The sequence below is a fragment of the Pseudomonas sp. D(2018) genome (assembly GCF_005502555.1).
Classification (GTDB): domain Bacteria; phylum Pseudomonadota; class Gammaproteobacteria; order Pseudomonadales; family Pseudomonadaceae; genus Metapseudomonas; species Metapseudomonas resinovorans.
Window position 1 is genome coordinate 74,220 of sequence record NZ_SCOK01000001.1, and the last position, 26,385, is coordinate 100,604.

Annotated in this window: 24 protein-coding genes and 1 pseudogene; 11 read left to right on the forward strand and 14 right to left on the reverse strand. The window is 63.6% G+C overall.

The window, feature by feature from the left end; genetic code table 11:
- Positions 1-22: 22 nt before the first annotated feature.
- Positions 23-1,348 (reverse strand): nucleobase:cation symporter-2 family protein, encoded by a 1,326-nt coding sequence (locus FFS60_RS00300; RefSeq protein ID WP_137820777.1) that lies wholly within the window; start codon positions 1,346-1,348, stop codon positions 23-25.
- A 158-nt stretch (positions 1,349-1,506) separates the two neighbouring features.
- Between FFS60_RS00300 and FFS60_RS00305 the strand changes: the two genes are divergently transcribed.
- The gene (locus FFS60_RS00305; protein WP_028630490.1) at positions 1,507-2,421 is read left to right on the forward strand and encodes a LysR family transcriptional regulator; all 915 of its coding nucleotides are present in this window, start codon (positions 1,507-1,509) and stop codon (positions 2,419-2,421) included.
- Positions 2,422-2,744: 323 nt separating this feature from the next.
- Complete coding sequence (locus FFS60_RS00310; RefSeq protein WP_028630489.1) at positions 2,745-3,560, forward strand: gamma-glutamyl-gamma-aminobutyrate hydrolase family protein; 816 nt, start codon at positions 2,745-2,747, stop codon at positions 3,558-3,560.
- 141 nt (positions 3,561-3,701) lie between these two features.
- Here FFS60_RS00310 and FFS60_RS00315 read toward each other — a convergent pair whose 3' ends face one another.
- Positions 3,702-4,637, reverse strand: coding sequence for a YeeE/YedE thiosulfate transporter family protein (locus tag FFS60_RS00315; protein WP_137820778.1), 936 nt, complete (start codon positions 4,635-4,637; stop codon positions 3,702-3,704).
- Between the two features lie 118 nt (positions 4,638-4,755).
- On the opposite strand from FFS60_RS00315, the gene FFS60_RS00320 reads away from it, so the two are divergent.
- Together FFS60_RS00320 and FFS60_RS00325 are read left to right on the forward strand one after the other, a co-directional pair.
- Complete coding sequence (locus tag FFS60_RS00320; RefSeq protein WP_028630487.1) at positions 4,756-5,241, forward strand: GNAT family N-acetyltransferase; 486 nt, start codon at positions 4,756-4,758, stop codon at positions 5,239-5,241.
- Between the two features lie 163 nt (positions 5,242-5,404).
- Complete coding sequence (locus FFS60_RS00325) at positions 5,405-6,355, forward strand: phospholipase D family protein (protein WP_028630486.1); 951 nt, start codon at positions 5,405-5,407, stop codon at positions 6,353-6,355.
- 44 nt (positions 6,356-6,399) lie between these two features.
- Here the strand turns inward: FFS60_RS00325 and FFS60_RS00330 are convergent, their stop codons facing one another.
- Positions 6,400-6,699 (reverse strand): cell division protein ZapA, encoded by a 300-nt coding sequence (locus tag FFS60_RS00330; RefSeq protein WP_028630485.1) that lies wholly within the window; start codon positions 6,697-6,699, stop codon positions 6,400-6,402.
- Entirely contained in the window at positions 6,696-6,926 is a 231-nt protein-coding gene (locus FFS60_RS00335) for a hypothetical protein (RefSeq protein ID WP_028630484.1), read from the reverse strand. Before FFS60_RS00335 ends, FFS60_RS00330 begins: the two co-directional genes overlap by 4 nt.
- A 225-nt stretch (positions 6,927-7,151) precedes the next feature.
- On the opposite strand from FFS60_RS00335, the gene FFS60_RS00340 reads away from it, so the two are divergent.
- Positions 7,152-9,515 carry a DNA polymerase II gene (locus FFS60_RS00340; RefSeq protein ID WP_137820779.1) on the forward strand — a complete coding sequence of 788 codons (2,364 nt, stop codon included), beginning with the start codon at positions 7,152-7,154 and terminating at the stop codon, positions 9,513-9,515.
- A 145-nt stretch (positions 9,516-9,660) separates the two neighbouring features.
- On the opposite strand, the gene FFS60_RS00345 is transcribed toward FFS60_RS00340, so the two are convergent.
- Positions 9,661-10,293 carry a response regulator transcription factor gene (locus tag FFS60_RS00345; RefSeq protein WP_137820780.1) on the reverse strand — a complete coding sequence of 211 codons (633 nt, stop codon included), beginning with the start codon at positions 10,291-10,293 and terminating at the stop codon, positions 9,661-9,663.
- 25 nt (positions 10,294-10,318) lie between these two features.
- Complete coding sequence (locus FFS60_RS00350; RefSeq protein WP_137820781.1) at positions 10,319-11,665, reverse strand: cache domain-containing protein; 1,347 nt, start codon at positions 11,663-11,665, stop codon at positions 10,319-10,321.
- Between the two features lie 174 nt (positions 11,666-11,839).
- On the opposite strand from FFS60_RS00350, the gene FFS60_RS00355 reads away from it, so the two are divergent.
- Positions 11,840-13,108 (forward strand): OprD family porin, encoded by a 1,269-nt coding sequence (locus FFS60_RS00355; protein WP_137820782.1) that lies wholly within the window; start codon positions 11,840-11,842, stop codon positions 13,106-13,108.
- A 220-nt stretch (positions 13,109-13,328) separates the two neighbouring features.
- Here FFS60_RS00355 and FFS60_RS00360 read toward each other — a convergent pair whose 3' ends face one another.
- Positions 13,329-13,835 carry a DUF1993 family protein gene (locus tag FFS60_RS00360; protein ID WP_028629797.1) on the reverse strand — a complete coding sequence of 169 codons (507 nt, stop codon included), beginning with the start codon at positions 13,833-13,835 and terminating at the stop codon, positions 13,329-13,331.
- A 151-nt stretch (positions 13,836-13,986) separates the two neighbouring features.
- On the opposite strand from FFS60_RS00360, the gene FFS60_RS00365 reads away from it, so the two are divergent.
- From FFS60_RS00365 to FFS60_RS00385, 5 genes are all read left to right on the forward strand, one after another.
- Entirely contained in the window at positions 13,987-14,895 is a 909-nt protein-coding gene (locus FFS60_RS00365; protein WP_137820783.1) for a LysR substrate-binding domain-containing protein, read from the forward strand.
- Positions 14,896-14,993: 98 nt separating this feature from the next.
- A complete protein-coding gene (locus tag FFS60_RS00370) occupies positions 14,994-16,175 on the forward strand; it encodes an MFS transporter (protein WP_137820784.1) in 1,182 nt (393 codons plus the stop codon).
- Between the two features lie 16 nt (positions 16,176-16,191).
- Positions 16,192-16,539 (forward strand): MmcQ/YjbR family DNA-binding protein, encoded by a 348-nt coding sequence (locus FFS60_RS00375; RefSeq protein ID WP_028629794.1) that lies wholly within the window; start codon positions 16,192-16,194, stop codon positions 16,537-16,539.
- A 68-nt stretch (positions 16,540-16,607) separates the two neighbouring features.
- Complete coding sequence (locus FFS60_RS28930) at positions 16,608-16,742, forward strand: hypothetical protein (RefSeq protein WP_305955940.1); 135 nt, start codon at positions 16,608-16,610, stop codon at positions 16,740-16,742.
- Between the two features lie 4 nt (positions 16,743-16,746).
- Positions 16,747-17,304: a putative glycolipid-binding domain-containing protein gene (locus FFS60_RS00385; RefSeq protein ID WP_028629793.1), complete on the forward strand. Its 558-nt coding sequence runs from the start codon at positions 16,747-16,749 to the stop codon at positions 17,302-17,304.
- A gap of 297 nt (positions 17,305-17,601) precedes the next feature.
- On the opposite strand, the gene FFS60_RS00390 is transcribed toward FFS60_RS00385, so the two are convergent.
- The 7 genes and pseudogenes from FFS60_RS00390 to FFS60_RS29325 all read right to left on the reverse strand — a co-directional run.
- Positions 17,602-20,661 carry an efflux RND transporter permease subunit gene (locus FFS60_RS00390; RefSeq protein ID WP_137820785.1) on the reverse strand — a complete coding sequence of 1,020 codons (3,060 nt, stop codon included), beginning with the start codon at positions 20,659-20,661 and terminating at the stop codon, positions 17,602-17,604.
- Entirely contained in the window at positions 20,658-21,674 is a 1,017-nt protein-coding gene (locus FFS60_RS00395; protein WP_137820786.1) for an efflux RND transporter periplasmic adaptor subunit, read from the reverse strand. Before FFS60_RS00395 ends, FFS60_RS00390 begins: the two co-directional genes overlap by 4 nt.
- A 109-nt stretch (positions 21,675-21,783) precedes the next feature.
- A complete protein-coding gene (locus tag FFS60_RS00400; RefSeq protein WP_028629790.1) occupies positions 21,784-22,563 on the reverse strand; it encodes an ABC transporter permease in 780 nt (259 codons plus the stop codon).
- Positions 22,560-23,492 (reverse strand): ABC transporter ATP-binding protein, encoded by a 933-nt coding sequence (locus FFS60_RS00405; RefSeq protein ID WP_028629789.1) that lies wholly within the window; start codon positions 23,490-23,492, stop codon positions 22,560-22,562. Before FFS60_RS00405 ends, FFS60_RS00400 begins: the two co-directional genes overlap by 4 nt.
- Before the next feature lie 114 nt (positions 23,493-23,606).
- A complete protein-coding gene (locus FFS60_RS00410) occupies positions 23,607-24,227 on the reverse strand; it encodes a glutathione S-transferase family protein (RefSeq protein WP_137820787.1) in 621 nt (206 codons plus the stop codon).
- Between the two features lie 90 nt (positions 24,228-24,317).
- Complete coding sequence (locus FFS60_RS29320) at positions 24,318-25,199, reverse strand: methyl-accepting chemotaxis protein (RefSeq protein WP_371926345.1); 882 nt, start codon at positions 25,197-25,199, stop codon at positions 24,318-24,320.
- Positions 25,173-26,354 (reverse strand): annotated as a pseudogene (locus tag FFS60_RS29325) (HAMP domain-containing protein); the annotation flags it as partial. The gene FFS60_RS29320 and the pseudogene FFS60_RS29325, both read right to left, overlap by 27 nt.
- Positions 26,355-26,385 lie beyond the last annotated feature (31 nt).

The following is a 26,385-nucleotide window of genomic DNA, read 5'->3' on the forward strand; positions in this document are numbered from 1 at the left end:
AGTAAAGGCGCGAATGCGCGAATCAGTCGGCCAGCTCGGCGGTGTCGCCCTGGCTGGCGGTTTCCTCCCGGTTGAGCAGGAGGTTGAGGACGATGGCGCTCACCGCGCCGAGGAAGATGCCGCTTTCCAGCACCAGGCGCAGGGCGCCATGGAAGTGCTCGAAGAGCGCCGGGAAGGACATCGGCAGCACGCCCACACTCACGGACACCGCCACCACCAGGGCATTGCGGGTGCCTTCGAAGCGCACCCGCGACAGTTCCTGGATGCCGGCTACCGTGGTCATGCCGAACATCACGATGGCGCAGCCACCCAGCACCGGCGTGGGGACCGCGGCGATCAGGGCGCCCAGCTTGGGAAACAGGCCCATGAGGATCATCAGGCCGCCGGCAGCCGCCACCACGAAGCGGCTCTTGATACTGGAGAGCGCGATCAGACCGGTGTTCTGGGTGAAGGCGTTGTAGGGGAAGCTGTTGAACAGGCCGCCGATCATGGTGGACAGGCCATCCGCGCGAAACGCGTCGCCCAGGGTGCGTTGGGTGATGTTTCGGCCGGTGAGCTTGCCGATGGCCAGGCAGTTGCCGGTGGTCTCGGCCATGATCACCAGCATCGCCAGGGTCATGATCAGGATGGGCGTGAGCGAGAACTGCGGCGTGCCGAAGGCCATCGGCGCGGACAGCTCGAACCAGTCCGCCTCGCCTACCCGGCTGAAGTCGGTCATGCCGCATGCGGCTGCGATCAGGCTGCCGGCGAACAGCCCGATCAACACGCTCAGGTTACCGACGAAGCCGGAAAACCGAGCGTGAACCACCAACGTGATGGCTACGGTCGCCAGCCCCAGCAGCAGGTTGGCCGGCTTGCCGAAATCCTCCGCGCCGGGGTTGCCGCCGCCGAGCCAGATGGCCGCCGCCGGCATCAGCGAGATGCCGATGATGGTGATCAGGCTGCCGATCACCACTGGCGGGAAGAAGCGCAACAAACGGCTGAACACCGGCGCCAGGGCAATCGTGATGGCACCGGCGGCAATCACCGCACCGAACACCTCCTGCAACCCGTAGGCCTTGCCGATCATCACCATGGGCGCCAGGGCGATGAAGGAGCAGGCCTGCACCAGCGGCAGGCGCGCGCCGAAGCGCCAGAAACCGAGGGTCTGGATCAGGGTGGCGATGCCGGAGGTCAGAAGGTTGGCGTTGATCAGCAGAACGATCTGGGCAGACGTCAGGCCCAGGGCGCTGCCGAGGATCAGCGGCACGGCGACCGCGCCCGCATAGAGCACCAGCACGTGCTGCAGGCCGTAGGTGAAGAGTTGGCGGACGGGAAGCAACTGGTCCACGGGATGGGGATGGCTCATCGGGGATTCTCCTGGGAAGCAACGTGTTCTTGTTATGAGGTTTGGGTTGCCCAGCGATTCGAGGAGGCAGTGCTGGTTGGGCGCCATATTCCCCGCTTGATAGCGATGGACCAAATGAATAACCATCGTTTCCATCGATGGATGAAAGGAAAGGCATGATGAGGTTTTCACTGGATCAGCTGCAGGTACTGGTCACCGTTGCGCAGACAGGCTCCTTCTCTGCAGCGGCGCGCAGGCTCGGGCGCACGCAGTCAACCGTCAGCGCCGCCATCGCCAACCTGGAAACGGACCTTGGCGTCGAGTTGTTCGACCGCTCCACGCGTATCCCGACATTGACCGCCGCGGGCCAGAAGCTGCTGTTGGAGGCCGAGGCCGTTCTGGAGCGCTGCCTGGCGCTGGAAGGTCATGCCGACAGCCTGACGGAGGAAACCGAGCCCAGCCTGACCCTGGCCATCGAGGTGCCCTACAACACCGTGATGCCGGTGCTCTGCGAGTTCGAGCAGGCCTTTCCTTATGTGGACCTGATCGTCCGCCACCCGGTACACGGGGATGTGGCTGGCATGGTGCAGAAGGGCGAGGTGGAGATGGGCATCGCCTTTTCCCAACCTGAGTACCCACGAGAACTGGAGTTCCAGCAATTGGGCAAGCTGATCATGGTCCACGTCACCCACCCCGGGCATCCGCTGGCGCAGCTCCCCCAGGTCCGCTTCGCCGACCTTCATGCCCATCGCCGCCTGGCCTTCAGCGCCCATGCCAGCAAACTGCCCAGCAGTGAATACCTGCGCGCGACCCGGCTATGGCAGGCGGAGAGCTACATGGCACTGCTGGAAATGGTGCGCGCAGGCGTCGGCTGGGCAACCCTGCCCCGCCAGTTGATCCATCGGGACCTGGCCAACGGCGATCTGGTGGAACTGCAATTGGAGGCCTATCCGCACACAGACTGGCTGGTGGGCGTGGACCTGCTCTGGCCGCGACGGCAGGGGCGCGGCAAGGCCAAGCGCTGGCTCAGGGAGCGGTTGATGCGCAACAAGGTGTTTGAGCTGGACCGCCAGGGCAAGGCGACGACGCTCTAGGACGAGACTTCCCCACCCGGCGTAAAGTCCATCATTCTGAACACTCGTTCTGGATGCTGAACCGAAAAATATTTTCTTACACGCGACAAAATTATTATAAATCAATGACTTAATCGTGAAAAACCGATAAAAATCGGCCATTATTTTTTACGTTTTTCGTCGGTATCGTTTGACATATTAAACGGCTCTGGCAGGCTATATAGCAGGTCTCGACCGGAAATCGCCCCGCCGATTGCCGGCAGTGCTCGGGATCTCAGGTAGCGCTAACCCTCACTGGCGCGCCTGCACAGCAACGATAGGCTGAGCCTGTCCCAAGGTGAAATATGTCCAACAGCAACATTGGCAATAAGAAACAGACCACTCGTAAACCGGTCGTCCTGATGTCCATGGGCGCCCAGGAACGCAAGGGCCACGACTACCAGGTGATGACCCACAAGTACATCGTCCCGCTGGTAGAGTTCTCCGAATGTGTACCCGTCCTCGTGCCCACCTGCTGCGGCACCGAAGACCTCGAGCAGTACCTCGATATGGCTGACGGCGTTTACCTCACCGGTGCCGGCAGCAACATCGACCCGGCGCTCTACGGCCAGGAGAACCTGACCCCGGAGAAAGGCCAGGACAAGGATCGCGACCTCTTCGACCTGCCCCTGATTCGTGCTGCCCTCGCACGCGGACTGCCGATCTTCGGCATCTGCCGTGGCATGCAGGAAATCAACGTCGCCCTGGGCGGCGACATGTACCAGAAGGTCTACGCCGAGCCCGGCTTCAACGACCACCGCGAAAACACCGAAGACCCGGTAGACGTCCAGTACGCTCCGGCGCACAGCGTGCGCATTCAGCAGAACAGCTGGCTGCACAAGGTGCTGGGCACTGATGAAATCCGCGTCAACTCGCTGCACGGCCAGGGCCTGAAAACCCTCGGCAAAGGCATCGAGGCGATCGCCCGCGCTGAAGACGGCCTGGTGGAAGCCATCCACGCGCCGAACTTGTCGCCCTTCCTCTTCGCGGTGCAGTGGCACCCGGAATGGCAGGCGGCGAAGAACCCCGATTCGGTGAAGATCTTCGAAGCCTTTGGCGAAGCCTGCCGCAAGCAGGTGGAGCGCAAGGCCAAGGGCAAGGCGTTCGATCACGCTGCCTGAGTCTGCACCCGTCGAAAGAAGAAGCCCGGCCTCAATCGCCGGGCTTTTTTTGTCGTTCCCCAACCCTCAGAAGCCACCAAATGTAGCCCGGATGCAATCCGGGAATGGGCCCGCCTGGCACGGGCGATGTCCGCTGCTCCATTACGCACGCCCTTTCTGCAGCCGCACCAACCAGAGCGAGCTCACCACCACCACGCACATGCTGGCGAAGGCCAGCCACGCATTCGGCCAGAGCAGCGGCATGCCGAACAGAATCAGGCTGTCATTGCCACCGGGTACCAGGGTGGCGCCAAGGCCCATCATCACCCCGCCACAGAAACACTTCAGCAGCGCCCACGGCGTAGGCCAGCGATGTTCCCAAAGACCAGCCGTCCAGCCGCCCAGCAGCGCCCCGGCGAACATCACCGGCAGCAGCAGGCCGCGCAGACCCAGCTCCATGAAGCGTCCGGTGCCCAGTTCGGCGAGTATGTCGGTGTAGGCCCAGGCACCCACGCAAACGAACAGCAGCAGGAAGGCAACCCCGAGGACGATGGTGGCGTGATGCGGCGACCAGATGGACGCATTCGCCGAACCGTTGTGCCGATTCCAGGCCAGCCAGCCCAGACGTGCCACCAGCGCCGCGATGATCAGCGGTACCAGGCCGATGGGAACCTGTTGCAACCAGTCCGGAATGGCCACCGGCATGGCCGACGTCATTGCCTGGCTGCGTCCGGCCAGGGCAAAGCCGGCGAGAAAGCCCGGCGGCGTCGCCAACCAGGCCCATTGCCCGGAGCCGATCCGCGCCACCACGCCAAAGGCGCACCCCCCGTTGATGAAGGCCCCGATACCCAACAAGGCCCCGCCCAGCGCAGCATGCCAATGCAACGAATAGCCCATGGGCACCATGGGCAGGCGATCGAAAGCGCGCAGCAGGACGAAGCCGCCAAGCACCCAGAGCGAGGTTTCCAGAAGTGCCCGGAAGCGTGCCCAATGGCCCTTGTTCACGGCCTCTTCCAGCGCAGCCACCAGGCAGGTGCCGCCGCGCTGCACGGCAAACCCCATCAACAGGGCCAGGAGAACGCTCGCCAGCAGTATCACGCCCTCGCCCTCCGCAGGCCGGGTATTCCCTCAAGCTTAGCGAGCGATTCGGCAGACGCTTCATGCGGACCGTCAAAGGCACTAGCATGGCCGCCTCAACTGCCCATGGAGAGTCACAGTGCCCCTCTCGATCCGCCCCGCCCAGCCTGAAGACGCGCAACAGATCCTCGACTTCATCACCGAATTGGCGGTCTACGAGCGTGCCGGCCACGAGGTCATCGCCAGTGTCGAAGACATTCGCCGCACCCTGTTCGCCGACAATGCACCCTCCCGCGCCCTGATGTGCCTGCTCGACGACCAGCCAATCGGCTACGCGGTGTACTTCTACAGTTACTCCACCTGGCTCGGGCGCAACGGGATCTATCTGGAAGACCTCTATATCACCCCGGAGCAACGCGGCATCGGCGCCGGCCGTCGACTGCTGCGGGAAATCGCCCGCGAGGCCCGCGCCAACGACTGCGGGCGCCTGGAATGGAGCGTACTGGACTGGAATCAACCGGCCATCGACTTCTATCGCGCCATCGGCGCCCTGCCCCAGGACGAATGGGTACGCTACCGTCTGGACGGCGATGCCCTGCGGGAGTTTGCCGAAAGCAACGATTGAAGCGTCCAATTCCCGTGCATTCCAGCCCCGTAGCCTCGTGCTCCAGGCTGCACGCCAGACGTCCAAGCCATGCAGCGGGTCCGCAGAGCAATTCGGACGCTGGCTTATGGCATCGCCTGTGCGAAAATGCGGAAATTGCAGAGTAGATGTCGCTGGAGACTGTATGGAAATTCTGGATTACGAAGACAGCCTTGAAACCTATCTGGCCGAACTGAACGGAAAGAAGATCACGATAGTTTCGGCCTTCGCCAGCGGCACCGAGCCCTTGATCGACCAGATGATCGAGAACGGCAACCAGCTGGACATCATCGTCGGCAGCATCAACTCGCTGACTTCCCCCGACTTCATCGAGCATTGCCTCAACGAGTCCAATCCTGACCTGGCCCTGTCGGTGGACTTCCGTTACCAGGCAAGCGTGAACTGGAAGCTCTACCTGATCGAGCCGGATGTGGTGATAGTCGGCAGCGCCAACCTGACCCAAGTGGGCGTCAGCCTGGTGCGCGATACCTGCACCGTGATCACCGACGCAGCCCTGTACGATGCCTACCTGGCGCGAGTCCAGGCACTGAAGGCCATCGACGGCGTGATGGCCTGCAGCCACTCGCAAGCCTTCGAAGACGCACTGGACAGCTACAAGCAGAACCACCGTCGCATGCAGGCCGGCCTGGCGCGCACCGCCGAGTACCTGGACAGCGAAGGCTGGCTGGGCGACGACATCAACCAGAGCATCCCGCTGTTCATCTGGTACAGCGACCACTCGCCGCAATCCGAAGACGAGGCGCGCAACCACCTCAAGTCCAGCAGCGACGGCGTGGCCTGGGACGATGTTCGCGAGTTCTTCACCTATGAATGCGCCGAAGGCGCCCTGCCCTACGAGGAAGGCGACGTGGTGCTGACCGCGCGCTGCAACGGCTCGCACATCGGCTTCTACACCTTCGACCGCATCCTCTATCGCGAAGGCACCTACTACATCTACGCCTACCGCAAGAAGCGCTACACCCAGCCGTTCAAGCTGGATGGCGACAAGGAACTGCTCAAGGACGCCATTCCGGCGTGGTACGAAGACGGCCGCACCGAGATCAACCGCGCCGATATCCTGCGCGTCATCCAGTGACCCCCGGTGGGTGGAAATCCACATTGTGAATTTCCACCCTTGGGTCAATTGCCAGCGTTGTCCAACTGCTCGCGAATGCGCCGATTGAGCACGGCCAGGCGCTGGGTAACGTCGGCCTCATCCTGGGGATTGTCGCCGGCGTTCAACTGGCGCGCACAAAGGTTGAGCGCGGAAAGCACCACCAGCTCGCTGCCGGTGACGTAGGGGAATTTCTTGTTGTTGGCGGCGATCTCCGCCTGCAGCATCGCAGCCGCATCCCGCAGCACCTGCTCCTCACCGGGTGGCGCCTTGATGCTGTACTCGCGCCCGAGGATGCGCAGCACGCGGATGCCGTCTCTGTTCATGCGCTGGCGCGGCTCTCACTGACGCGGCGAACCAGTGCCTGCAGGCGCTCCGCGGTGGCGCTGTGCTTCTCTTCCTGCTCCATCGCGGCCAGTTGCAGGCTGTCATTCTCTTCACGGACCTTGCGCAGCTCGGCACGGATGCGCGCGTTGTCGTCGGCAATGGCCTGGTTCTGTTGCAGCAGCTCGCCGACAAGCTGTTCGAGTTGTACGAGGGTATTGTCCAGCATGATCGTCTCCCGGACGGATGAAAATGGCCGCGGAGCATAAAGAAAAGCCCCCTTGCTGGCCAGATAAAATAGTCTTGCTCAGACAGACCGTATGCTGTCGATTCAATGGCTTAGCTCATGCTCTTCATGTCAATCAGACACCATGAGCAGCACCTCGTCCACCGCACGCGGCGAAACGATGACGAGTAGAATCCCGCAGTGAAAAAAGGTTCCGAGGTTTCAGTCGTGGATTTACAGCAAGGGTTCGTCCTGACCCGGCATTGGCGGGACACACCCGAGGGGACGGAAGTCGAATTCTGGCTGGCCACCGACGCCGGCCCGCGACAGATACGCCTGCCCGTCCAGACTTCGGTGGCCTTCATTCCCGCCGAGCAACGCGAGCGCGCTGAGCCCCTGCTGCGGGCCGAGCCAGACGTGGAACTGCGCCCCCTTGCCCTCTGCGATTTCCAGCACCGCCCGGTGCTCGGCCTCTACTGCAAGCAATATCGCCAGCTGATGCGCCTGGACAAGGCCTTGCGCAAGGCCGGCGTGGATGTCTTCGAAGCGGATATCCGTCCGCCAGAGCGCTACCTGATGGAGCGTTTCATCACCGCGCCCGTGCTCTTCGGCGGCACCCCGGATGCCAGTGGCCGGCTGCTGGACGCCCAGCTCAAACCGACTCCCGACTACCGCCCACAGCTCAAGCTGGTGTCCCTGGATATCGAAACCACCGAGCGCGGCGAACTCTATTCCATCGCGCTGGAGGGCTGCGGCCAACGGCAGGTCTACATGCTCGGCCCGGCCAACGGCGACGCCAGCGATGTCGATTTCCAACTCGATTACCGGGACAGCCGCGCCGAGCTTCTGGAGGCCCTGAACCAGTGGCTCGCCGAGCATGACCCGGACGCCATCATCGGCTGGAACCTGGTGCAGTTCGACCTGCGCGTGCTGCAAGCCCATGCCGAGCAGTTGAAAGTACCGCTGCGCCTGGGCCGAGACGGCGACCCCATGGGCTGGCGCGAGCATGGCAGCGGCAACAATCACTACTTCGCCGAAGCCACCGGGCGGCTGATCATCGACGGCATCGAGGCACTGCGCTCGGCCACCTGGAGCTTTCCGTCCTTCAGCCTGGAAAACGTGGCCCAGACCTTGCTCGGCGAAGGCAAGGCGATCGACACGCCCTACCAGCGCATGGACGAGATCAACCGCATGTTCGCCGAGGACAAGCCCGCCCTGGCGCGCTACAACCTCAAGGACTGCGAGCTGGTCACCCGCATCTTCGAAAAGACCGAACTGCTCCACTTCCTGCTGGAACGTGCCACGGTCACCGGCCTGGCCACCGATCGCAGTGGCGGCTCGGTGGCGGCCTTCACGCATCTCTACCTGCCGCTGATGCACCGCCAGGGCTTCGTCGCCCCCAACCTCGGCGAGAAGAAACCGGAGGCCAGTCCCGGCGGCTTTGTCATGGACTCGCGTCCCGGCCTTTATGAGTCGGTACTGGTGCTGGACTACAAGAGCCTTTACCCGTCGATCATCCGCAGCTTCCTGATCGACCCGGTGGGCCTGATCGAGGGGCTCAAGCAGCCGGACGACGCGCATTCGGTGCCGGGATTCCGCGGCGCCCGCTTTTCCCGTAGCCGGCACAGCCTGCCGGCCATCGTGGAACGGGTCTGGCAAGGCCGCGAGGCCGCCAAGCGCGACGGCAACAAGCCGCTGTCCCAGGCGCTGAAGATCATCATGAACGCCTTCTACGGCGTGCTCGGCTCCAGCGGATGCCGCTTCTTCGATACGCGCCTGGCCTCCTCCATCACCATGCGTGGTCACGAGATCATGCGCCGCACCCGTGAGCTGATCGAAGCCCAGGGCTACAGCGTGATCTATGGCGACACCGACTCAACGTTCGTCTGGCTCAAGCGCCCCCATGGCGAAGACGACGCCACGCGAATCGGTCGCAGCCTGGTGCAACACGTCAACCAGTGGTGGCGCGAACACCTGATGCAGGAGTACGGCCTGGAATGCGCCTTGGAACTGCAGTTCGAAACCCACTACCAGCGCTTCCTGATGCCCACCATCCGTGGCGCCGAGGAAGGCAGCAAGAAGCGCTACGCCGGCCTGGTGGCGCGTCCGGACGGCAGTCGCGAGATGGTCTTCAAGGGCCTGGAAACCGTGCGCACCGACTGGTCGCCCCTGGCCCAGCTGTTCCAGAAGGAGCTCTACCAGCGCATCTTCAATCGCCAGCCCTACCAGGATTACGTGCGCGACTACGTGCAACGCACCCTGGCCGGGGAACTGGATGAACACCTGGTCTATCGCAAGCGGCTGCGCCGCCAACTGGACGACTACACCCGCAACGTGCCGCCCCACGTTCGCGCCGCGCGCATGGCCGACGAGTTCAACGACCGCCAGGGCCGACCGCGCCAGTACCAGAACGGAGGCTGGATCAGCTACCTGATCACCGTGAATGGTCCCGAGCCACTGGAAACGCGCCGCTCGGCCATCGACTACGACCACTACCTCACCCGACAGCTGCAACCCATTGCAGATGCCATCCTGCCCTTCGTGGGGGATGACTTCGCCTCGTTGGTCGACAAGCAGATGGTGCTGTTCTAGTCGGCAGTTGGGCTGCCCGTTCTACAGCGCTGCAACCCCATGACAGAGCGATGGGTTTCGCAGGCTCTACCCATCCTACGGCGCGGTCCCGGTAGAACATGAAACGAAACCCATCAACGCAGCCCGCAGGTTGCCGGGATCAGGTTCAGATGGAAATCAGCCCATGCTCCAGGGCGTACTTCACCAGTGCGGCTGGGGTGTCGATATTCAACTTGCGGCGAATGCTGAGGCGGTAGGTTTCCACGGTGCGCACGCTGATATCCAGCTCGCGCGCCACTTCCTTGTTGTTCATCCCCTTGGCGATCATCGACAGGACCTGCAACTCGCGGGGAGTGAGCTCGTTCTCATCACGGATGTTGGTGGCCAGCTTGCGGGCGATTTCCGGGCTGTAGAAGCTGCCGCCGGCAACGATGGCCTCAATGGCGGCGATCAGCTCGGTGGAAGGCGCGTTTTTCAGCACGTAGCCAAAAGCGCCGGCGTTGATGGAGGTGCGCACGTACTCCTGGTTGTCGTACATGCTGAGGATCAGGATCTTGATGCCCGGATAGAGGCTGCACAGCTTGCGCGTCAGTTCCAGGCCGTTCATGTCCTTGAGGCCGACGTCCACCAGCAGCAGGTCCAGCTCGGTGGAGGCCACCAGCTCCAGCGCTTCGGCGCCGGACTCGGCCTGGGCCACGACCTCGAAGTGCGGCATTGCCGATAGCAGGGATTTCACGCCATCGCGCACCAGCACGTGGTCGTCGATCAGCGCGATTCTGATGGGGCGGGGAAAGCTCATCACGGCCTCTGGTTGGGTAGAGCCGTCAAGCTCTTTGCAGGGGAATCTCGACCTGCAATTCCGTGCGGCCGGTTATCGAGGAAAGACTGAAAGCGCCGTGGTGGTGGTCCACCCGCTCCCTGATGTTGCGCAGACCGATTCCCTGGCTCCTATCCATCAGGCCGGGATCGAATCCCACGCCGTTGTCCTCCACCCGCAGGACAATGCTGTCCCCGTTGGCGGAAAGCGAGATTATAGCGGCGCTGGCCTTCGCGTGGCGCTCGATGTTGCCCAGGGCCTCCTGGATGATGCGGAACAGCGTGACACGAACGTCCATGTCGAGGCTGGCGTCGTCCAGCCCGCGTTCATACTGGGTGCGGATCGCCGTGCGCTGCTCGAACTCACGCACCAGTTGGTCGATGGCGGGCGACAGGCCGAGAGTGTCCAGCAATGACGGGCGCAAGTCGTGGGAGATGCGGCGGATCTCGCCAATGGCCTCGCCCAGGCGCGTCGTACCCGCGCGCAGGTTCTCCAGCCCCCTGCTCTGCCCGCTCTCCAACTCCAGGCTGGCCAGCTCGAACTGGAACTTGATCGACACCAGTTGCTGGCTGATGCCGTCGTGCAGCTCGCGGGATACTCGCGAGCGCTCCTCCTCCTGCAGGTGGACAATGCGCTGGTTGAGGGCGGAGAGTTTGCGGTCGGCGAGGCGGTGTTCGGTGAAGTTCAGCATCAGGCCGCCCGTGAACACCACCAGCACAGCAATCAGTGAGAAGGACGCAATCGCCAGCACCGTGGTCAGCACGCCCGTGGCCACCTCCTGACGGGATTTGAGCGTCGCCACCTCCACATCGTCGATGTAGATGCCGGTGCCCAGCATCCAGCCCCAGCGGTCCAGCATCACCACGTACGAGAGCTTCTCGGTCACCTGCCGGCTGGAGGGCTTCTCCCAGGTGTAGAGCTGGTAGCCATCCCCCTTCTCGGCACTGTCGAGCAGCGCCTGGATCACCGGCAGGCCGTTCTTGTCCTTCATGCCGATGAGTTCCTTGCCCACCAGGTTCGCCTGCCGGGGGTGCATCAGGTTCTTGCCGTGGCGGTCGTAGACGAAGAAGTAGCCGTCCATGCCGAAGTTCGCCCGTGACAGCATGTGCAGTGCCTGTTGCCGGGCCTCCTCGTCGTCCCGGCCACTCTGGTACAGCGGAGCGATCAGGCTCAGGGCCAGCTCCAGGTAGTTTTTCAGCTCGGCCTTCTTGGCAGCCATGATGCTGCTTTCCACCAGCCTGGCCTGTTCCTCCTCCAGCTTGCGGCTCTGGGCGAACACCAGGACGCAGATAAAGAGCACCGACACGATGAGGGGCAGGACGCTGAGCGTCACGATCTTGTATTTGAGTTGCATGGTCACTCGCATCTAAGCGCTGCCGAGCAGCGGCTCGGTAGTTCTACGTACCTGCGGTCGGTAGAACAGCGCATTTCAATGGGCAGCTCGCCCGTGAATAGTTGCGCGGCTGTGCTGACCCTCCAACAAGAGGCCCGCCAGCTCACCCGCTTCCACAATAACAAGAGAAAGAACATGTCCCGACATACCCGTCTCTGTTCCTCCCTGCTCCTGCTGACCGGCACCGCCATCGGCGTCGTCTCCCCTGCCCAGGCCGAGTTCATCAAGGACAGCAAGGCCAGCCTGGAACTGCGTAACTTCTACTTCAACCGCGACTTCCGCCAGGAAAACGCCCCGCAGGCCAAAGCCGAGGAATGGGCCCAGGGCTTTCTCCTGCGCTACGAATCCGGCTACACCGAGGGCAGCGTCGGCGTGGGCGTCGATGCCCTCGGCCTGCTCGGCGTCAAGCTCGATTCCAGCGCCGACCGTAGCAACACCGGCCTGCTCAAGCGCGACCGTGAAAGCGGCCGTGCCCAGGACGAGTACGGCGAACTCGGCCTGACCGCCAAACTGCGCGCCTCCAAGAGCGTGCTCAAGGTCGGTACCCTGCTGCCCAAGCTGCCGGTCGTCCAGTACAACGACTCGCGCCTGCTGCCGCAGACCTTCCAGGGCGGCCACCTGAACGCCATGGAGCTCGACGGCCTCACCTTCGATGCCGGCCAGCTCAAGCAGGTCAACCAGCGTGACTCCTCCGATTACGAGGACATGAGCATCTCCACCGTCGGCGTGAAGAATGTCCGCGTCCGCACGGGCACCACCAGCGACGAGTTCAACTTCGCCGGCGCCAGCTACAAGTGGAACGGCAACCTCACCACCGGCTACCACTACGGCGAACTGGACGAGTTCTACAAGCAGCACTTCTTCAGCGCCGTCCACCTGCTGCCACTGGGCGACAAGCAATCGCTGAAGAGCGACCTGCGCTACGCCCGTTCCACCGACGAAGGCTCCAGCAACGTCGACAACAAGGCCTTCGGCGCCATGTTCACCTACGCCCTCGGCGGCCACGCCTTTGGCCTCGGCTACCAGAGCATGAGCGGTGACACCGGCTTCGCCTACATCAACGGCACCGACCCCTTCCTGGTCAACTACGTGCAGATCGGCGACTTCGCCAACAAGGACGAGAAATCCTGGCAGGCCCGTTACGACTACAACTTCGCCAGCCTCGGCATTCCCGGCCTGACCTTCATGACCCGCTACCTGACCGGCGACAACATCGACCTGGGTGCCGGTCGTGAAGACGGCAAGGAGTGGGAACGCAACATGGACATCGCCTACGTCTTCCAGGAAGGCCCGCTGAAGAACTTCGGCGTCAAATGGCGCAACGCAACGGTGCGCTCCACCAACTTCGGTAGCGATATCGACGAAAACCGCCTGATCCTCAGCTACGTGCTGCCGCTCTGGTAAGCCCACCGCAAACGAAGAAGCCCACCCATCCGGTGGGCTTCTTTCATTCGAACGTGGGAAACCACGCCCTTAGGGCGTGGCCATGAGTGATCGGCACTGCTTGTGACGATCGAATTGCCTGATTTACAGAATGAAGTCGGATTGTCAGTAGCCCGGATGCAATCCGAACCACGAACGGCAGACACGAAATGCGGTGTCCAACTGGCACCGGACGAACGCGTCAGACGCCGCCCAGGTAATCCATCTTGCCCACGTCCACGCCGTTGTGGCGGAGGATGGCGTAGGTGGTGGTGATGTGGAAATAGAAGTTCGGCAGGGCGAAGCCGAGCAGATAGTCGCGACCGCTGAAGCTGATCTCGCCACTGCGCATCTTCAGCACCACAGTGCGGCTTTCGCTGCCTTCCAGCTGGGCAGCGTCTATGCCCTGGATGAACGCCTGAGTCTTGGCGATGCGCGCCTGCAGTTCCTCGAAGGTGGTTTCGCTGTCGACCCAACTCGGTACCTCGATGTTGGCCAGGCGCGCCGCGCATCCCTTGGCCATATCGCTGGCGATTTGCACCTGACGGGCCAAGGCGTACATATCCGGCGCCAGGCGCGACTCGATGAACACCTTGGGATCGATGCCACGCGCCAGGGCGTTGGCCTCGCCTTTCTTGAGGATGTTGGACAGGTTGCCGAGCATGCGCGCCAGAACCGGGATAGACGCCTCGTACATAGACAAGGACATGGTGATCGCTCCGTTTTCGGGTGGATGGGAGAGGCTCAGGTATAGCGCTTGGCCGGCCGCCCGGCAATGTGCGCGAAAGTCCCGCCAGATCGGGCAATGGCGCGGTAAAGTCACCCAACGCGATAGCTCGTCCCACCCGCAGGACAAAACCATGCAAGACCTCAACGATCTCTTCTATTTTGCCAAGGTGGTGGAGCACGGCGGCTTCTCGTCTGCCGGCCGCCTGCTCGGCATACCCAAGTCGCGCCTTTCACGGCGCATTGCAGAACTGGAAACCCGGCTCGGCGCGCGTCTGCTGCAACGCACCACACGCAAGCTGGCGCTGACCGATGTCGGCGAGCGCTTCCTGCGCCATTGCCAGGCCATGCTGCTGGAGGCCGAGCAGGCCGAGGAAGTGGTGGCCAGTCTTACCGTCGAACCCCGGGGTCGCCTGCGGGTGTCCTGCCCGGTGGAGCTGGCGCACTCGATGCTCAAGCACGTGATAGCCGAGTTCCTCCAGCACTATCCGCTGGTGCAACTGGACATGATCCTCACCAACCGCCGGGTGGATCTACGTGAGGAAGGCGTGGACGTAGCCCTTCGGGTGCGCGAGGAAGGGGACGAAGACCCGACCCTGATCGCTCGTCCCTTGCGACCGGCGCAGGCCTTCCTGGTGGCCGCGCCCAGCCTGCTGGAGGGCAGGAGCATCCGTACCCCGGACGACCTCCAGCACTTGCCAGCCCTCGGCGGCCTGGAGGCTGACCGACGCATCCACCACTACCTGCATGACGGCTGCGGCAATCGCCGCGAAGTGGTCCTGGAGGCCCGCCTGGGCATCGAGGACTTCGATGTCCGCAAGCACGCGGTGCTGGCGGGCCTGGGTTTCAGCATGCTGCCGCAGATGAACTGCGAAGCCGAGTTGCGCGACGGTAGCCTGGTGCGCCTGCTGCCGGAATGGAGCCTGCCGGGCGGCCATCTGCAAGCGGTCTACACCCACCGGCGCGGCATGCTGCCGGCGGTCCGCGCCTGGATCGAGCACCTCGTGGAAGCCTTCGCCCACAGCCAGATTCCCATCATCTGAACCTTGGCCAGCAAGACAACCATTAGCTAGCTTCCTTTGCCGCCGCGAGTCGGGGATGATGGCGACATTCCCCGTCCGTCCCAATTCCAGGTTCTGCCATGAGCACGCCACGGCCGTCCGCGTCCTCCTCCACGCTGCAGATCATTACCGTCGTCTTCTTCACCTTCATCAGCTTCCTCTGTGTCGGGCTGCCGATTGCCGTGTTGCCCGGCTACGTGCATGACGACATGGGCTACGGATCGGTGATGGCGGGGATCGTCATCAGCGTGCAGTACCTCGCCACCCTCCTCTCCCGCCCCATGTCGGGAAGCCTGGCCGACCGGCTGGGCGCCAAGCGCGCGGTCATGTACGGCATGGCGGGCTGCGGCCTGTCCGGGGTACTGACGCTGCTCTCCACCTCGCTGGCGCAGTTCCCCCTGCTGAGTCTGGCGCTTCTGCTCGGCGGGCGCGTAATGCTGGGCATTGGCCAGGGCCTGGTGGGCACGGGTTCCATCAGTTGGGGCGTGGGCCTGGTGGGTGCGGAAAACATGGCGCGGGTGATTTCCTTCAACGGCATCGCCTCCTATGGCGCGGTGGCCATCGGCGCGCCACTGGGCGTGGTTCTGGTCGATGGCCTCGGCCTATGGAGCATCGGTGGGCTGATGGCAGTGCTCTGTGCCATTGCCCTGCTGCTGGCCTGTCCCAAGCCCCCCTCGCCCATCGTCCACGGCGAGCGGCTGCCCTTCAGCAATGTCTTCCTGCGCATCGCCCCCAACGGCACGGCCCTGGCCCTGGGCTCCATCGGCTTCGGCACCCTGGCCACGTTCATCACCCTCTACTACGCCAGCGTGGGTTGGGAAGGTGCCGCTTACTGCCTCACCGCCTTCGGCTGCGCCTTCATCGGTGCCCGGCTGCTGTTCGTCAACAGCATCAAGCACCTGGGCGGTTACCGGGTGGCCATCGTCTGTCTGGTGGTGGAAAGCCTCGGCTTGTTCCTGTTGTGGGCGGCGCCGACGCCTTGGCTGGCGCTGGCCGGCGCGGCGCTGACCGGTTTCGGCCTGTCGCTGGTCTATCCTGCCCTCGGTGTCGAGGCCGTCACGCGCATTCCAGCCGCCAGCCGCAGTTCGGCCCTGGGCGCCTACGCGGTATTCTTCGACCTGGCCCTGGGTATCGCCGGGCCACTCATGGGCGCAATTGCCAGTGGTGCGGGCTTCGCCACGATCTTCCTGGTCGCTGCGCTGATGGCCCTGACCGGCATGCTAGTGAGCCTCTGGCTGCTACGCAGCGAAACCCGAACCTGAAGGAACAGGAGCACGCATGACCCCTGATCAAGTCGCCGCCTTCTGCCTGCAGCTTCCCGGTGCCCGGGAAGACCTCAAATGGGGCAGCAACCGGGTGTTCTCGATAGCCGGCAACAAGATGTTCGCCATTATTAATTTCCTGGGTGATGGCCTGACCTTCAAGGTCGATAAGGACCTGTTCCTCGGTTACGTCGACCGCCCCGGCATCATTCCCGCGCCTTACCTGGCGCGGGCCCACTGGATCGCCATGCAACGCCCCTACCCCATGGGCGACGGCGAGTTGCGCGAGCTGATCACCCGCTCCCACCAACTGGTGGTCGCGCGCCTGCCGAAGATCCGCCAGGTGGGGCTGCTGCTCGACTGATTCCCCCAACGACAAGGAAGTCCCATGCCCGTTCGCTCGTTTGCCCTGATCGCCCTGCTCCTGTTCGGATGTACCAGGACAATCGCCGCCAGGGCCACAGCCTGGCCTACTTGCTACCCTTCTACCTGTTGACCGCAGCGTTCGCCTCCATCGGGCCACTGCTCTATCTGGTCCTGCGAAAGACCCAGCGCCACGAGGCATGAGCTGATGAGAACCACAGCCCTCTGGACCCACCTCTGGAACAACCGCGCCCCCACCCATGGCCTGGAGGACTTCCGTCTGGAGGGGCGCCGGGTGGACAGCGGCATGCTGGCCTTTGACGACGATGGCAAGCCGTACCGGCTGAACTACACCCTGGAATACGAAAAGGGTTGGGAACCCAGGGCCTTCAGCGCCACGGTGCGTGATGGGCGCGGCAGCCGCACCCTGACCCTGCGCCGTGACGGCCTGCACTGGTTCGATGGCAACGGCCAGAAGCTGCCCGAGCTGTCGGGTAGCCTCGACCTGGACCTCTGGCCCACCCCCTTCACCAACAGCCCGAGCATCTGGCGGCTGTTCCTCAACCCGGAAGAGCGCCGGGAGATCGAGGCAGTGTTCGTCGAAGCGCCGCATCTGAGCGTGCGGCGCATGCGCCAGGCCTACACCCGCCTCGACCAGAGCCATTACCTCTACCAGAACCTCGACGGCAGCGGCTTCGAAGCAGTGCTGACCCTGGACGAGGATGGGCTGGTGAACCGCTATCCGAAGTTCTTTCAGCGCTTGTAACGGGTAGGGGCAACCTGTTGTAGGGGTGAATTCATTCGCTCTGTCTTCGTTAGCTGTTGCGAGAGATTCACCCTCCGACCAAGGGCCCTGTAGGAGCTGGCTCGCCAGCGAAACGGGGCCATTCGCTGGCAAGCCAGCTCCTACGGGTAACGCGACTGCATGCAACACGTCATGCGGACAGAGCCAATACATTCGCCAACCGGACCGCAGGTTCGGCCTCAAGGACCTCAGGGGGCAGCTGCGCTGCCCTTGGCGATTGAAATCGCCCCCACAAGCGCAACCATCAGGTGAGCAGGATCACGCTGGCGCCGCCTCCAGCTTGTGGATCGGCTTCCAGCGGCGCAGCAGTTGATAGAGGGTCGGCACCACGAACAGGGTGAAGAAGGTCCCCACCAGCAGACCGCCGACGATCACCATGCCGATCTGCTGCCGGCTTTCCGCACCGGCGCCCGTGGCGATGGCCAGTGGCACCGAGCCCAGCACCATGGCACCAGTGGTCATCAGGATCGGCCGCAGGCGTTTCACCGAGGCTTCCATCACCGCTTCGTGAAGGTCCACGCCCTGGCGCAGCAACTGATTGGCGAATTCGACGATGAGAATGCCGTGCTTGGTGATCAGGCCGATGAGCGTGACCATGCCCACCTGGGAGTAGATGTTCAGGGTGCCGCCGAAGAAGGTCAGCGCCAGCAGCGCACCGGCCATGGAGAGCGGCACGCTGAAGAGGATGATCATCGGGTCGATGAAGCTCTCGAACTGCGCCGCCAGCACCAGGTAGATGAACACCAGGGCCAGGGCGAAGATCAGCGCCACGCCACTGCTGGAATCCTTGAAGTCACGCGAGGTGCCGGTGTAGTCGAACTGGGTGTCTGGCGGGAACACCTCGCGCGCCGCCACTTCCAGGTGGTCGAGGGCCTCACCCAGGGTGTAGCCGGAACCGACGTTGGCGGTCACGGTGACCGCGCGCAGCTGGTTGAAGTGATTGAGCTCGCGAGGCGCCACGGTTTCGCGTACGTCGATCAGGTTGGCCAGTTGCACCATGCTGTCGTTGCGGCCGCGTACGTACACGCGGTTGAGATCGTCCGGGTTGCTGCGGTCGACGTTGGCCAGTTGCACCAGCACGTCGTACTGCTCGCCGTTCTGCTTGAAGCGCGTTACCTGGCGGCTGCCGAACAGGCTTTCCAGGCTACGGCCGATGGCCGCGGTGTCCGTGCCCACCGCCACCGCCTGCTCGCGGTTGACCGTGACCTTGAGCTGCGGCGCGTTGAGCTTGAGGTCGCTGTCCAGGCTTTCCAGCCCGGGAAAGTCGCGCACGCGCTCCATCAACTGATCGACGTACCCCTGCAGCTCGCTGTACTCCAGCGACGAGCGGATCACGAAGTTCACCGGCTGGTTGCGTGCGCTCTGCCCCAGGGGCGGACGGTTGATGGGGAAGGCCCGCACGCCGGGAATGTCGCGCAGTTTGGGCAGGAGTTCGTCACGGATTTCGAACTGGCTGCGCTCGCGGTCATCCCAGGGCTCCAGCTTGAGGAAGGACAGGCCCTGGGCCACGGTCGGGAAGCCCACCACCACCATGTAGCGGTTGGCTTCGGGGATGGTCTGGTAGGCCTCTTCCAGCATTTTCGCGTAGCGACTGGTGTATTCGATGGTGGCGCCGTCGGGGCCGTTGAACGAGCCGACGATGGTGCCGGTGTCCTCGGTGGGGGCCAGCTCGCTGCGCAAGCCGCTGAACAGCACCAGGCACAACACCAGGATCGCCGCCAACAGCAGGACAATGAGCATCCAGGCACGCAGCACCCGCTCCAGCAGGTGGCGGTAGCTGTAGGTCAGTGCGTGAAGAAAGGACTCCACCAGGTTGTAGAAGCGCCCGTGCTGCTGCGCCCCGTGGGGCTTGAGCAGGTGGCCGCACATCATCGGCGACAGGGTCAGGGCGACGAAGCCCGACACCAGCACCGCGCCGGCCAGGGTCCAGGAGAATTCGGTGAAGAGCTTGCCGGAGGTGCCCTGCATGAAACCGATGGGGGCATAGACAGCCGCCAGGGTCAGGGTCATGGCGACAACCGCGAAGGCAATCTCGCGACTGCCCTTGTAGGCAGCCTGGAGCGGCGACATGCCCTCCTCGATGTGCCGGTGGATGTTCTCCAGCACGACGATGGCATCGTCCACTACAAGGCCGATGGCGAGCACCATGGCCAGCAGCGTCAGGGTATTGATGGAGAAACCCAGTAGCACCATGAGGCTGAAGGCGCCGATCAGCGACACCGGGATGGTCACCAGCGGAATCAGGGTGGCGCGCAGGGAGCGCAGGAACAGGAAGATGATCAGGATGACCAGCACCACCGCTTCCCAGATGGTGGTGTAGACGTTGTCGATGGACTCGCGGATGAACAGCGAACTGTCGTTGGCGATGGTCATTTTCATGCCGTCGGGCAGCAAGGCTTGCAGTTCCGGCAGCGCGGCATTGAGACCGTCGGAGATTTCCAGCGGATTGGCCGTAGCCTGTTTGACCAGCCCGAGGGACACGGCCGAGCGCCCATTGAAGCGCACGATGCTGCGCTCGTCTGCGGCGCCGATCTCGGCATGACCGACGTCGGCCAGGCGCAGCAGGTAGCCGCGCTGGTCGTTGAGGATCAGGTCGTTGAATTCCTCGGGGGTGCGCAGGTCGGTTTCCGACAGCACGCTGAATTCGCGCTGCACGGACTCGATGCGCCCTGCCGGAATTTCAACGTTCTGCCGGCGCAGGGCATCTTCCACGTCCTGCACCGTGAGGTCGTGGGCGGCGAGCTTTTCCGGGTCCAGCCAGATGCGCATGGCGAAGCGCCGGGCACCACGGATCTGCACCTCGGAGACGCCGGGAATGGTCTGCACGCGGTCGCGTATCACCCGTTCGAGCACATCGGTGATCTCCATCGCCGAATGCCGCTCGCTGTAGAAGGCGATCCAGATCACCGGCTGGGCGTCGGCCTCGACCTTTTGCACGATGGGCTCGTTGATCTCGTCCGGCAGCAGGCCGCGTACCCGGCCCAGTCGGTCGCGCACATCGTTGGCAGCCTCGTCGGCGTTGGTGCCGAGGCGGAACTGGGCGGTGATCTGGGTGTTTTCCGAGCGGCTGATGGAGGCCACGAAGTCCAGGCCCTCGATGCCCGACAGCACGTCCTCGATGGGCTGGGCCACCTGGGATTCCATGATCTCCGGGCTGGCGCCGGGATAGATGACGTTGACGGTGACGATGGGCACGTCGATGTTGGGGTATTCCCGCACCGCGAGGCGCTGATAAGCCAGCAGCCCGAGCAGCACCAGGATCAGCGACAGGACGGTGGCAAATACCGGCCTGCGGATGCACACATCAGAGAGGGTCATGCCCCACCTCGCGCTACGGTGCGGACCTCCAGCCCGGGACTGACCTTCTGCCAGCCCGCAGTAATGACCTGCTCGTTGCCCTGCAGGCCCTCACGAACCTCGGCCTTGCCGCGCAGGCGCTGGCCGATCTTGATCTGCCGGCGCTCCACCTTGCCGTCCACCACGACGTTGACGAACAACTGCTGCCCCACAGGCATCACGGCCTCTTCGGGAATCAGCAGGGCCTGCGGGCGCTCGGCGAGGATCACCGATACCTTCACGAACTGGCCGGGCTTGAGTCGGTGTTCCTTGTTGGGAATCTGCGCGCGGATGGCCTGGCTGCGGCCGATCTCGTCCAGGCGCGGGTTGAGGGCGATGATCTTGCCGCGGAAGCGCTCTCCCGGATAGGTGTCCAGGCTGAGTTCCACCGGCTGGCCAAGACTCACCTGGCTGACCGCCTTCTGCGGGATACGGAAATCCACCTTCAACGGGTCCAGCACTTCCAGGTTGACCATGTCCTGCCCAGCGCTGAGGTAGTCACCGACGCTGACCTGGCGAAGCCCCAGGGTGCCGTCGTAGGGCGCGCGGATCTGGGTCTTGTCGAGGCGCGCCTGGGCCAGCGCCAGGCTGGCACGCGCCGCCTGTTCCTGGGACATTGACTCGTCCTGCGCCTGGGCATTGCTGGCGCCGCGCGAGTACAGCATCTTCGCCCGTTCATAGCTCTTTTCGGCCAGGTCGAGGTTGGCGCGGGCCTGGGCCAGCTCGGCGCGGGCGATGGCGTCGTCCAGGCTGATCAGGAGCTCGCCGCCCTTGACCGTCTCACCCTCGCGGAAATGCAGGCTGGCCACCCTGCCCTCCACTTCCGGGCGGATCATCACCGACTCGTCCGAGCGCAGCGAACCGAAGGTCACCAGTTCGTCGCGCACCAGCGCCCGCTGAGGCTCGGCCACTTCCACCAGCGGCGCCTCCTGGGCCACGGCGGACAACGAGGCAAGCGCCCCGAATAACAGCCAAACACTGCGGCGGACCATCATTAGGAGCCCCTGGGACGATTCGGAAGGAAAGAAGTCTGCCGACTGTATCGGCAGACCTCGATCAGCGGCATCCAGAAGATAATGCCACTCTGTGTCGCTTTGTTTCGCCTTATTGGCGCATGCCGCGACCGCTGACCAGCAGGCGGATGCAGGCGACGTAAAGAATGACCATGGTCAGCAGCATCAGGGCGATGGCGACGCCGATATTGATGTCGGAAACACCCAGGATGCCGTAACGAAAGGCGTTGACCATGTGCAGGATCGGGTTGCCCAGGGACACCGTCTGCCAGAACGGCGGCAGCTGGTGGATCGAGTAGAACACGCCGCCCAGGTAGGTCAGCGGGGTCAGCACGAAGGTCGGAATGATCGAGATATCGTCGAAGTTGCGCGCATAGACCGCGTTTATGAACCCACCCAGGGAGAAGATGGTGGCAGTCAGCAGCACCACCAGCGCCGTCACCCCGATGTGGTGCACCTGGAGCTTGGTGAAGAACAACGACAGGAAGGTCACGATCACCCCCACCGCCAGCCCACGCAGCACGCCACCGATGGTGTAGCCGAGGAGGATGGTGTGCGCCGACACCGGCGATACCAGCAACTCCTCCACCGAACGCTGGAACTTGCTGCCGAAGAAGCTCGACACCACGTTGCTGTAGGAGTTGGTGATGACCGACATCATGATCAGGCCGGGGACGATGTAGTCCATGTAGCTGAAGCCGCCCATGTCGCCAATCTGCCGGCCGATCAGGTTGCCGAAGATGACGAAGTACAGGGCCATGGTGATGGCCGGGGGTAGCAGTGTCTGCGGCCAGATCCGCATGAAACGGCGGATTTCGCGATAGACGATGGTATTGAGGGCGACCAGGTTTGCGGAGAGTTCCGAACTCATACGGCCACCTTCGCCAGGTTTTTCTCCACCAGGGACACGAACAGCTCCTCGAGGCGATTGGACTTGTTGCGCATGCTCAGCACGTCGATGTTCAAGGCGGCCAACTGACGGAACAGCTCGGTCAGGCCCTGGGTCTTCTCCACCTGCACTTCCAGGGTGTGGTCATCCACCAGCTCGGCGGGGTAGCCATTGAGCTGGGGCAGCACTTCCAGGGGCTCCTTGAGGTCCAGCAGGAAGGTTTCCTTGTGCAGCTTCTTCAGGAGCTCCTTCATGCTGGTGTTCTCGACGATGCGGCCGTGGTCGATGATGCCGATGTTGCGGCAGAGCTGCTCGGCCTCTTCCAGGTAGTGCGTCGTCAGGATGATGGTGATGCCCTGCTCGTTCAGCTCCGTGAGGAAGCTCCACATGGAGCGGCGCAGCTCGATGTCCACGCCCGCAGTGGGTTCGTCGAGGATCAAGAGGCGCGGCTGGTGGATCAGCGCGCGGGCGATCATCAGGCGGCGCTTCATGCCGCCGGAGAGTTCGCGGGAAGCCGAATTGCGCTTCTCCCACAGGCCGAGCTGGTTCAGGTACTGCTCGGCGCGCTCCTTGGCGATCTTCGCTGGAATGCCGTAGTAGCCCGCCTGGGTCACGACGATGTCGAAGACCTTCTCGAACTGGTTGAAGTTGAACTCCTGCGGCACCACACCCAGGCAGCGCTTGAGCGCGTAGGGCGACTTGTCCAGGTCATTGCCAAAAACACTGACGGTGCCGCTGGTCTTGTTCACCAGGGTGGACAGGATGCCGATGGTGGTGGACTTGCCTGCGCCGTTGGGGCCGAGCAAGGCGAAGAAATCACCTTCGGCCACTTCCAGATCGATGCCTTTGAGGGCCTGGAAGCCATTGCCGTAGGTCTTGGTCAACTGCCGGATGGACAGGGCGGAACTCATGATGGATTCGTCTGCTTCTAAGGAAAGGGGCTAGATAAGGCCGAATGCCAGCTAATTCAACCGGGGATCGCTGCCACTCAGCCTAGGTTCCAATGGCTCTATCGGCGAGCCGGATCAGGTCAGCGCCGTCATCACCGCCTTCTTGTACGCCGGCCGGGCCTTCAGGCGCGCGTACCAGGCTTCGAGGTTGGGCAGCTCGGGGCGCAGGATCGGCATCTCGAACCAAGCGTAGGCGAAGCAGCCAAGCGGGATATCGCCCATCGCCAGGGCTTCACCCGACAAGTAGGGGCGCTCGGCCAGGGCACGATCGGGAATGGCCAGCAGCTCACCGCAGCGGGTCAGCGCGGTATCGATCAGCGCCTGGTTACGCTCGGCCGGCGGTGTGCGCAGGGTGCCCCAGAACAGGTCGCGAAACGGTGTGGCAAAGCTGGAGGTGGCCCAGTCCATCCACTTGTCACCCTCGGCACGCGCCACCGGCGACTCGGGATAGAGGCTACCCATGGCATAGCGCGCGGCCAGGTAGCGGACAATGGCGTTTGACTCCCAGAGCACCAGGTCGCCGTCCTCGATCATCGGCACCAGGCCGTTGGGATTACGCGCGCGGTAGGTCGGCTCGTTGACCAGGCCAAAGGCACCGCCGGCGTCCCGCTGCTCGTAGGCGACTCCGGCTTCTTCAGCGCACCAGAGCGCCTTGCGCACGTTGGTGGAATTGATTCGCCCCCAGATCTTCAGCATTGCAACACTCCAGGCCGGTTGGACAGGGGCACCATTCTAGGGCCCCGGTCCGCACGACGGAATGCCGAATCCTCCACACTTGCTGCGGACTCAGAGCCGGAAATGCCCCGCCATGCCCTGCAACTCCTGTCCCAGCCGCGCGAGCTGGACGCTGGAGGTTGCCGTTTCGTCCATGGCCATGGCGGACTGGTCGGCGATATCCCGGATGCTGGTGACGCTGCGATTGATCTCCTCGGCTACCGCGCTCTGCTGCTCGGCCGCCGCAGCGATCTGCTGGTTCATCTGGTGGATCAGGGTCACGGCATCGGCAATGCCGGCCAGTGCTTCCTCGGTCAGGTTGGCATCCTGCACGGTCAGTCCGACCAGGCTTTCGCTCTGCTGCATGTGCTCCACCGAACTGCGCACGCCATCGCGCAGGGTAGCGATCAGCCGTTCGATCTCGGCGGTGGACTGCTGGGTCCGCCGCGCCAGCGCCCGCACTTCGTCCGCGACCACGGCGAATCCACGTCCCTGCTCACCGGCACGGGCCGCTTCGATGGCAGCATTGAGCGCCAGCAGGTTGGTCTGTTCTGCAACGCTCTTGATCACGTCGAGCACGGTACCGATGCTTTGAGTGTCCTGGCTGAGGCGCTGGATGCTGGAAGTGGTTTCCTCCATCGCACGGGCCAGTTGATTGACCCGCTCCAGGGTCTGGCGCACGACCTGGCTGCCGGTGCTGACGCGGTTGTCGGCGGCCTCGGTGGAACTGGCGGCTGCCTCGGCATTGCGCGCCACTTCCTGCACGGTGGCGGCCATCTGGCTCATGGCGGTGGCGACCTGGTCGGTTTCTTCCTTCTGGCCATTCACGCCTACGCGGGTCTGCTCGGTGACGCTGGACAACGCCTGGGCCGAAGAGGAAATCTGCGCCACGCCGCCCTGCAAGCGACCGACCATGTCCCGCAGATTGCCGGACATGCCCTGCATGGCTTCCATCAACTGACCGATCTCGTCGCGGCGCTGCACCTCGATGCGGGCACTGAGATCACCCTCGGCGATCTGCCGAGCCAGGCTGATGACCCGGCGCAGCGGCCGAACGATCAACAGGCTGATCAGAGCAGTAGCCGCCAGGCCGATCACCAAGGCCAGGGCCGCTGCCAGCAGGATCAGCAGTGAGCTGGCATCCTGCTGGGCGCGCATGTCGGCCTTTTGCAGTTCGTAGGCGCGCTCTACGGCCTGCACCACCCGGTCGGCCTGGGTCGCCAGGTGCATGTACTCCTGGCGCTGCTGCTCCAGGGACGCGGTGTAATCCTTCAAGCGTTCATTGAAGGAGTCGACGTTGCCGATCACTTCAGTGAGCACGGCGGCGTAGCCGGGGTCCTGCATGGCGTCGCGCAGCTCGGCGGCGAGCTTCTGAGCGTCCAGGGCTTCCTGGATCTGCGGAGCACCGGCCCCTTCCGTGCCCCGGCTCTGCTCCAGGCGCAGGCGGGCCTGGTTGAGCGCCTGCAGGAGCAGTTGATAAACGCGGCTGATCTGCCCGCCCTGGGTCACCAGCTCCGCGCCTTCGGCCCCCTGCGAACTCTTCAGCAGGTCGACGCCATCCTCGTTCAGACCGCTTTGCAGCACGTCGAGGCTGTTGGACGCGCTGACCACCAGCCAGTTGGCAGCCTCCAGCGCCAGGCGCTGGTTGTCGGTGAGCTCTACGTAACGGTCAAAAGCCGCGCGGTACTCCGCCATGGCCTGGGTGACTTCGCCCAGGGCCTCGCGCCCCGGACCAGACAATTGCGCGGCCAGTGCCTCGCTGCGGGTGACGATGGCTTCGGCCTGCTGACGCAGCGCCTCGGCGTGCTTGGCGTCAGAGGTAAGGGCATAGTCCTTTTCCGTGCGCCGGATCATCAGCACATCACCGCTGATGGCACGCATCTCTTCAAGAAGACGAGCCCGGCCGTCCACCGCGCGCAGAGCACTGAAACCGGTGGCCGCTACCACCAGGGTGAGTGCCAGTACGATGCCGAACCCCAGTATCAGCTTGTTGGCCGTGCTCAGGCTCGCCAGCCTGCGTTGCAAGACAGTCCACATGCTCCAACCTCCCCACAAGGCGACAACTGCATGGACGCGATCTGCTATCCGCTTCCCTGAAAGGCCGAACATAGGAGCTGCAGAATACTGGCGACAAGCCACA

What these genes read in the sequence shown, in the direction of transcription:
- FFS60_RS00300 (WP_137820777.1), bottom strand. Translation starts at nt 1,348, where the DNA reads ATGAGCCATCCCCATCCCGTGGACCAGTTGCTTCCCGTCCGCCAACTC.
- FFS60_RS00305 (WP_028630490.1), top strand. Translation starts at nt 1,507, where the DNA reads ATGAGGTTTTCACTGGATCAGCTGCAGGTACTGGTCACCGTTGCGCAG.
- FFS60_RS00310 (WP_028630489.1), top strand. Translation starts at nt 2,745, where the DNA reads ATGTCCAACAGCAACATTGGCAATAAGAAACAGACCACTCGTAAACCG.
- FFS60_RS00325 (WP_028630486.1), top strand. Translation starts at nt 5,405, where the DNA reads ATGGAAATTCTGGATTACGAAGACAGCCTTGAAACCTATCTGGCCGAA.
- FFS60_RS00330 (WP_028630485.1), bottom strand. Translation starts at nt 6,699, where the DNA reads ATGAACAGAGACGGCATCCGCGTGCTGCGCATCCTCGGGCGCGAGTAC.
- FFS60_RS00335 (WP_028630484.1), bottom strand. Translation starts at nt 6,926, where the DNA reads ATGCTGGACAATACCCTCGTACAACTCGAACAGCTTGTCGGCGAGCTG.
- FFS60_RS00345 (WP_137820780.1), bottom strand. Translation starts at nt 10,293, where the DNA reads ATGAGCTTTCCCCGCCCCATCAGAATCGCGCTGATCGACGACCACGTG.
- FFS60_RS00350 (WP_137820781.1), bottom strand. Translation starts at nt 11,665, where the DNA reads ATGCAACTCAAATACAAGATCGTGACGCTCAGCGTCCTGCCCCTCATC.
- FFS60_RS00355 (WP_137820782.1), top strand. Translation starts at nt 11,840, where the DNA reads ATGTCCCGACATACCCGTCTCTGTTCCTCCCTGCTCCTGCTGACCGGC.
- FFS60_RS00360 (WP_028629797.1), bottom strand. Translation starts at nt 13,835, where the DNA reads ATGTCCTTGTCTATGTACGAGGCGTCTATCCCGGTTCTGGCGCGCATG.
- FFS60_RS00365 (WP_137820783.1), top strand. Translation starts at nt 13,987, where the DNA reads ATGCAAGACCTCAACGATCTCTTCTATTTTGCCAAGGTGGTGGAGCAC.
- FFS60_RS00370 (WP_137820784.1), top strand. Translation starts at nt 14,994, where the DNA reads ATGAGCACGCCACGGCCGTCCGCGTCCTCCTCCACGCTGCAGATCATT.
- FFS60_RS00375 (WP_028629794.1), top strand. Translation starts at nt 16,192, where the DNA reads ATGACCCCTGATCAAGTCGCCGCCTTCTGCCTGCAGCTTCCCGGTGCC.
- FFS60_RS28930 (WP_305955940.1), top strand. Translation starts at nt 16,608, where the DNA reads ATGTACCAGGACAATCGCCGCCAGGGCCACAGCCTGGCCTACTTGCTA.
- FFS60_RS00385 (WP_028629793.1), top strand. Translation starts at nt 16,747, where the DNA reads ATGAGAACCACAGCCCTCTGGACCCACCTCTGGAACAACCGCGCCCCC.
- FFS60_RS00390 (WP_137820785.1), bottom strand. Translation starts at nt 20,661, where the DNA reads ATGACCCTCTCTGATGTGTGCATCCGCAGGCCGGTATTTGCCACCGTC.
- FFS60_RS00395 (WP_137820786.1), bottom strand. Translation starts at nt 21,674, where the DNA reads ATGATGGTCCGCCGCAGTGTTTGGCTGTTATTCGGGGCGCTTGCCTCG.
- FFS60_RS00400 (WP_028629790.1), bottom strand. Translation starts at nt 22,563, where the DNA reads ATGAGTTCGGAACTCTCCGCAAACCTGGTCGCCCTCAATACCATCGTC.
- FFS60_RS00405 (WP_028629789.1), bottom strand. Translation starts at nt 23,492, where the DNA reads ATGAGTTCCGCCCTGTCCATCCGGCAGTTGACCAAGACCTACGGCAAT.
- FFS60_RS00410 (WP_137820787.1), bottom strand. Translation starts at nt 24,227, where the DNA reads ATGCTGAAGATCTGGGGGCGAATCAATTCCACCAACGTGCGCAAGGCG.
- FFS60_RS29320 (WP_371926345.1), bottom strand. Translation starts at nt 25,199, where the DNA reads ATGGAAGCCATGCAGGGCATGTCCGGCAATCTGCGGGACATGGTCGGT.